We start from the raw sequence: 6,032 nt of genomic DNA on the forward strand, positions 1-6,032 counted from the left end.
TTTTTCAGTTTCTCTATAGTTGAGTGACGGCCTGCTTGCCCCTCGCCGGGCAGGCATGCATGACCCGAAATTGACCGGGTCCTCACACTCACATCATCAGAACTGGAGAGCAGGATGGAACCAACCAAGATGCTGCAGATAGCGACCTACACGTTTGCCCTGACCGCACTCGGCGGCATTGTCATGGGCTTCATCCGGTTTTCCGGCGGTAAAAATCCCCCGTCCTGGCTGGCCATGGCGCACGGTTTCCTTGCCGCTGCCGGCGTGACCTTGCTGGCATACGCAGTACTGGTCATCGGCGCGCCGAGCATGGCGCTGGTGTCGCTGCTGCTGTTCCTGAGCGGCTCGGTCGGCGGCATCGTGCTGAACCTGTACTACCACCTGAAAGACCTGCCTCTGCCCAAGGGGATCGTGATGCTGCACGCGGTCATTTCCATGGTGGCGTTTGCGCTGCTGTACATGGTCGCCTTCGCAGGCTAGCCGGCGCTGGCCTATACTGGCGGCCTGTCCGCATTCCTGAGGTAAGACCGTGAGTTTCGTGTTTCAGCTCATCCGCGACGACGAGGGCTTTCCGCCCGCCGTCGTCTTCGAAGACTCCACCACGCCAGGCCTGGTGCCGCTGTGGGAAGCCGTCGGCGTCTACGATGCGCTCTACAACAGCGACGGCCGGCGTGCGCGCGACGTCGCGCGCACCATTGCCTATGGCCTCGACAAGGTGAGCCAGGACACGAGCCTGGCCAGGCTGGCGCCGCCGGGCGTGCCGCAGGTGGAGGCGATCCGCTTCCTGGAAAACGTCAACCGCGGCTGCGTCACCCACGGAGCGGCCTGGATCCAGACCCGCTGAGGCGTAATCGCATGCCTTGGTAGTCGAGTTACAGCTTTTGTCATATCATCCTTGAGATTAGCCGCCTGAAAGGTAGTTTTCCTACCGCCGGCGCGATATTGACAAGGAAACCTCATGCACATCCGCCGCTTCGCTGCCGTCCTGACGCTGTCCTGTTTCGCCTGCCTGCCCGCTTGGGCCCAGCAAGTCATCGCCAGCGCGGCCTCGCCCGGCAACGTGCTGAGCGTGGAAGTGCAGGTCGACGGTGGCGGCAAGCTCGCCTATGGCGTCAAGCGCAAGGGCGCGTCCATCATCGGCATGTCGCGCCTGGGCTTCAACCTGGCCAATGCGATGAAGCTCGACGGCGGCTTCAGCCTGCTGCGCCAAACCAGCCGCGACCATGACAGCACCTGGGAGCAGCCCTGGGGCGAGCGCCAGTTCGTGCGCAACCGCTACCGCGAGCTGCGCGTGGACCTCGAGCAGAAAAAATACGCAGGCCGCCAGCTCAGCGTGGTCTTCCGCATTTACGACGACGGCGTGGGCTTCCGCTACGAATTCCCGGCCCAGCCGCAACTGGACACCGTCGAGATCCTCGATGAGCTCACCGAGTTCGTGGTGACCCAGCCGGCCACCGCCTGGTGGATTCCCGCAGGCGAATTGCCGGGCCTCGAAGAAGAGATCCGCGAAGCCCCCTTGCGCGAAATCGGTATCGCCAATACCCCGCTGACCGTACGCCTGGAGGACGGCACCCACATCGCCTTCCACGAGGCGGCGCTGGTCGATTACGCCAGCATGTGGCTGCGCAAGGTCGATGGCCAGAAGCTGCGCGCGATGCTGGCGCCCTCGCCAGGCGGCCCCGCGGTGGTGCGCCAGGGCGCCTTCACCACCCCATGGCGGACGCTGCAGATCGCCGGCGACGCGGCCGGGCTGTACATGTCCGACCTGGTGCTGAACCTGAACGAGCCGAACAAGCTGGGCGACGTGTCCTGGGTCAAGCCCTCGAAATTCGTCGGCGTCTGGTGGCAGATGCACCTGAACAGCGGCACATGGAACGCCGGCCCGAAGCATGCCGCCACCACCGCCAACACGAAAAAATACATCGACTTCGCCGCGAACAACGGCTTTCGGGGCGTGCTGGTCGAAGGCTGGAACAAGGGGTGGGAAAGCGACTGGGGCCATGGCGGCGCCGACTTCAGCTTCACCGAGCCGTATCCCGACTTCGACCTGCCTAGCCTGGCCGACTACGCCCGCTCGAAAGGCGTGCGCCTGATCGGCCACCATGAGACGGGCGCCAACATCGTCGCCTACGAACAGCAGATGGACGCAGCGTACAAGCTCTACGCGAAGCTGGGCGTGGACAGCATCAAGTCCGGCTATGTGCACGAGGCGGGCAGCGCCCTGTTCACGGGCCGCGACGGCAAGCCGCGCTATGGCCACTACGATTCGCAGGAAGGCGTGCGCCACTTCCTGAAAGCCGTGCTTGATGCGGCAAAATACAAGCTCTCGATCGACACCCACGAGCCGGTCAAGGACACCGGCCTGCGCCGCACCTATCCGAACTGGCTCACGCGCGAAGGCGCGCGCGGCGTCGAGTACAACGCCTGGGGCAACCCGCCCAACAGCGTCGACCACGAGGCCAAGCTGGTGTTCACGCGCATGCTCAGCGGCCCGATGGATTACACGCCGGGCGTCCTGAGCCTGGTGGGCGCGGACGGCAAGGTATTCAATTCCACGCAGGCCAAGCAGCTGGCCAACTTCGTGGTGATCTACTCGCCGATCCAGATGGCGGCCGACCTGCCGGAGAACTACGAGAAATACCCGGCCGCCTTCAAGTTCATCCGCGACGTGCCGACCGACTGGGCCGACACCCGCGTGCTGCACGGCGCGATCGGCAAGTTCGCGACCATCGCCCGCAAGGACCGCGCGAGCCCCAACTGGTACGTGGGCAGCGTCACCGACGGCGAGAAGCGCACGCTGCCGCTCTCCCTGGGCTTCCTGGATCAGGGCAAGCGCTACACCGCCGAGATCTACCGCGATGGCGACCGCGCCGACTACCGCACCGCGCGCCGCTTCGACCTGGTAGTCGAGACCAAGACGGTCACGTCGAAGGACGTGCTGCAGCTGCGCCTGGCGCCCGGCGGCGGGCAAGCGATCCGCCTGGTGCCGCTGCCGTAAGGGCGAGCGGCGGCTGCCAGGCTAGAGCGCCAGCAGCCGCTCGATGTCGCCGGCGATCTCCGCCGGCGCCGTCTGCGGCGCGTAGCGCTTGGCCACCTCGCCATCGCGGCCCACCAGGAACTTGGTGAAGTTCCACTTGATGGCTTCCGTACCCAGCACGCCCGGCTTCTCGCCCTTGAGGTGCTTGAACAGCGGGTGCGCGTCTTCGCCATTGACTTCGACCTTGGCGAACAGGGGGAAGCTCACGCCGTAGTTCTTTTCGCAGAAGGCGCCGATCTCGGCTTCGCTGCCGGCTTCCTGCTTGCCGAACTGGTTGCAGGGAAAACCCAGCACGGCCAGGCCGCGCCCGCCGTACTGGCGGTGCAGTTCTTCCAGTCCCTGGTATTGCGGCGTGAAGCCGCAGGCGCTGGCGGTGTTGACGATCAGGAGCACCTTGCCGCGGAAGCGCTCCAGGCTGACGGGCTGGCCATCGAGGCCGTTGGCGGTGAAGTCGAAGACGTTCATGGTGGCGTTCTCGATGTGGGAAAAACGCAAAGTGTAAGACAAGGCGGTAAAAGCTGCTGTCCGGCTGTTATTGTTTGTTACATCTGTTAACCTGCCTCCGTGCGACAATCGCGCTCGCCCCAACTGTCGAGCAGGAACCATGTCCATCACACGCCCCACCGCAGCGCCCCGTCATCCCCGCATGTCCCTGATTGCCCACCTGGTTGCCGGCACGCTGCTCGCGCCGCTGGCGGCCAGCGCCCAGCAGGCGCCCGCCGCACCGGTGCAGGACCAGGCGCAGCAGGTCCCTGCCAAACCGGTGCCGGTGGAGTCCACCGTCACCGTCACCGCCACCAAGGCCACCAACCGCATCGACCGCCAGTCGTATGACGTCAAGGCCGATCCGGCCACCTCCAACGACACGGTGGCGGACACGCTGAACAAGGTGCCCTCGGTGGCCGTGGACGGGGAGGGCAACGTGACTCTGCGCGGGCGCAGCAACGTGCAGATCCTGGTGGATGGCAAACCGTCCGCCATGATGCAGGGCGATAACCGCGCGGCCGCGCTCAATGCGCTGCCGGCGGGCGACCTCGAATCGGTGGAAGTGATCAACAACCCCGGCGCGCAGTTCGGCAACGAAGGCGGCGGCGGTCCGGTCATCAACCTGGTCATGCGGCGCGACCGCACGCCCGGCGGCTTCGGCGTGGTCAACGCCAATCTCGGCCAGTCCGGCCGCTACAACACGTCGGCCTTCGGCAGCTACAACGCAGGCCGCATCAGCATGCAGGGCGGCGTGTTCCGCCGCCACGACGGGCGCGACGCCAGCGGCGAGACCCGGCGCGAACGCATCGACCCCGCAACCGGGGCCGTGGCGCGCAGCACCCAGGTCTCCAGCGGCGAGAACAAGACCGATGCCACCGGCTTCCAGGGCGGCATGACCTACAACCTCGGCGACAAGGACGTGCTCGGCGTGACCGCCAGCTATTCGCAGAACGAGAACGCGTCAAGCTCGGGCGAGCAGTACCGCAGCGAGAACGCGGCCGGCATGGTCGACAGCCAGTACCTGCGCACCAGCCTGCGCGACGCGGACAACCGCAACTACAGCCTGGGCGGGCGGCTGGACCACAAGGGCGAACGCCCGGGTGAACTCTTCAAGCTCGACCTGCGCCTGTCCGGGTCCGATGCCGACAGCGACGCGCGCTACGCCAGCGTGTACGCGGTGCGCCCGCCGCTGGCCGGCGCGCCCAACAGCCGGCAGGACTATGCAACCCGGACCCGGGTGGCCGACTTCACCGGCGACTACGAGCTGCCCGGCGCGCACGGCGTGATGAAGCTGGGCTACAAGGTGGCGCGCAACAGCAATGTGTTCGACAACGCCTATTTCGACAGCGACGCCGCCGGCGGCCCCGAACGCCTCAACACCGCACGCACCAACCGCTTCGAACTGACCGACACCACGGTGGCGCTGTACGGCACCTACCAGTGGCGCATCGACAGCAAGTGGGGCGTGCTGGGCGGCCTGCGCGCCGAATACGCGGACCTCGACCTGAACCAGGTCACCACCGGCCAGCGCGCCAAGAACCATTATTTCGATGCCATCCCGAGCGCCTTCGTCACCTACGGCCTGTCCGACGACACCACGCTGCGCCTGAGCTATGCGCACCGTATCCGCCGTCCCGGCGCGGGCGACCTGAATCCCTTCGTGGTCTACCGCGACGAACTGAACGTCTCGTCGGGCAACCCGAACCTGAAACCCACCGATTCCGATTCGCTGGAGCTGGGCATCGAGACCAAGCTGGGCAAGGTCGACACCAATGTGCGCCTGTACACGCGCCATGACACCGACCTGATCTCGGAGCGCCGCTTCCTGCTGGCCAACGACGTGCTGCTGACCACCCGCGAGAACGCCGGCAGCAGCACCTCCAGCGGGCTGGAGTTCAGCTTCAGCGGCCGCGCGACCCCGAAGCTGATGCTGATGGTGAACGGGAATATCGGCTATTCGGAGCAGACCGTGCTGGGCAGCGCGCTGGACGACAAGCGCAGCGCGACCTCGATCAGCGGACGTGCGCGCATCAACTATCAGGTCAATGCCGCCAACAGCGTCCAGCTGGCCCTCAATGCCCAGGGCAAGACCCTGTTCGGCGAAGGCTACCGCCAGCCGGTGCGCACCGCCGACTTCAACTACCGCCGCACCCTGACGCCGGCCTTGACGCTGGTAGTCAACGTCAACGACCTGTTCGATTCGCAAAAGGCCGAGACCATCACCGAAACCGACCGCCTGCGCGAATACAGCATCCGCCGCACCGGCGGGCGCACGGCCTATGTGGGCCTGTCGTATCGCTTCGGCAGCGTTGGCGGACCGGGCGGGCAGCGCCGGCCGATGATGTTCGGCGGCCCGGGCGGCCCGGGCGGCCCAGGCGGCGGTCACGGCGGTTGATCGCCGGCGGGCGCAGCGCCGGTCCGTCAATCGACAAGGCGCTGTACCCGTTAGGTGTGGAAGATGCCCAGCGCCGCCCGCAGCAGCATATCGGGAGAAGTAATGCGCTCGCCA

5 protein-coding genes are annotated in these 6,032 nt (G+C 66.1%); 4 read left to right on the forward strand and 1 reads right to left on the reverse strand.

Going from position 1 to position 6,032, the window contains the following annotated elements; genetic code table 11:
* Positions 1 to 114: 114 nt before the first annotated feature.
* The 3 genes from AC3XQU_RS18680 to AC3XQU_RS18690 all read left to right on the forward strand — a co-directional run bounded on the left by AC3XQU_RS18680 (position 115) and on the right by AC3XQU_RS18690 (position 2,998).
* A complete protein-coding gene (locus tag AC3XQU_RS18680) occupies positions 115 to 480 on the forward strand; it encodes a hypothetical protein (protein ID WP_489875653.1) in 366 nt (121 codons plus the stop codon).
* A gap of 49 nt (positions 481 to 529) precedes the next feature.
* Positions 530 to 844 (forward strand): hypothetical protein, encoded by a 315-nt coding sequence (locus AC3XQU_RS18685; RefSeq protein WP_489875654.1) that lies wholly within the window; start codon positions 530 to 532, stop codon positions 842 to 844.
* 114 nt (positions 845 to 958) lie between these two features.
* A complete protein-coding gene (locus AC3XQU_RS18690; protein WP_489875655.1) occupies positions 959 to 2,998 on the forward strand; it encodes a glycoside hydrolase family 97 protein in 2,040 nt (679 codons plus the stop codon).
* 21 nt (positions 2,999 to 3,019) lie between these two features.
* Here the strand turns inward: AC3XQU_RS18690 and AC3XQU_RS18695 are convergent, their stop codons facing one another.
* Entirely contained in the window at positions 3,020 to 3,502 is a 483-nt protein-coding gene (locus AC3XQU_RS18695; protein WP_489875664.1) for a glutathione peroxidase, read from the reverse strand.
* Between the two features lie 139 nt (positions 3,503 to 3,641).
* Between AC3XQU_RS18695 and AC3XQU_RS18700 the strand changes: the two genes are divergently transcribed.
* The gene (locus AC3XQU_RS18700; RefSeq protein ID WP_489875656.1) at positions 3,642 to 5,918 is read left to right on the forward strand and encodes a TonB-dependent receptor domain-containing protein; all 2,277 of its coding nucleotides are present in this window, start codon (positions 3,642 to 3,644) and stop codon (positions 5,916 to 5,918) included.
* Positions 5,919 to 6,032: the final 114 nt, after the last annotated feature.

Source organism: Telluria sp. AZSoR62 (assembly GCF_058111565.1).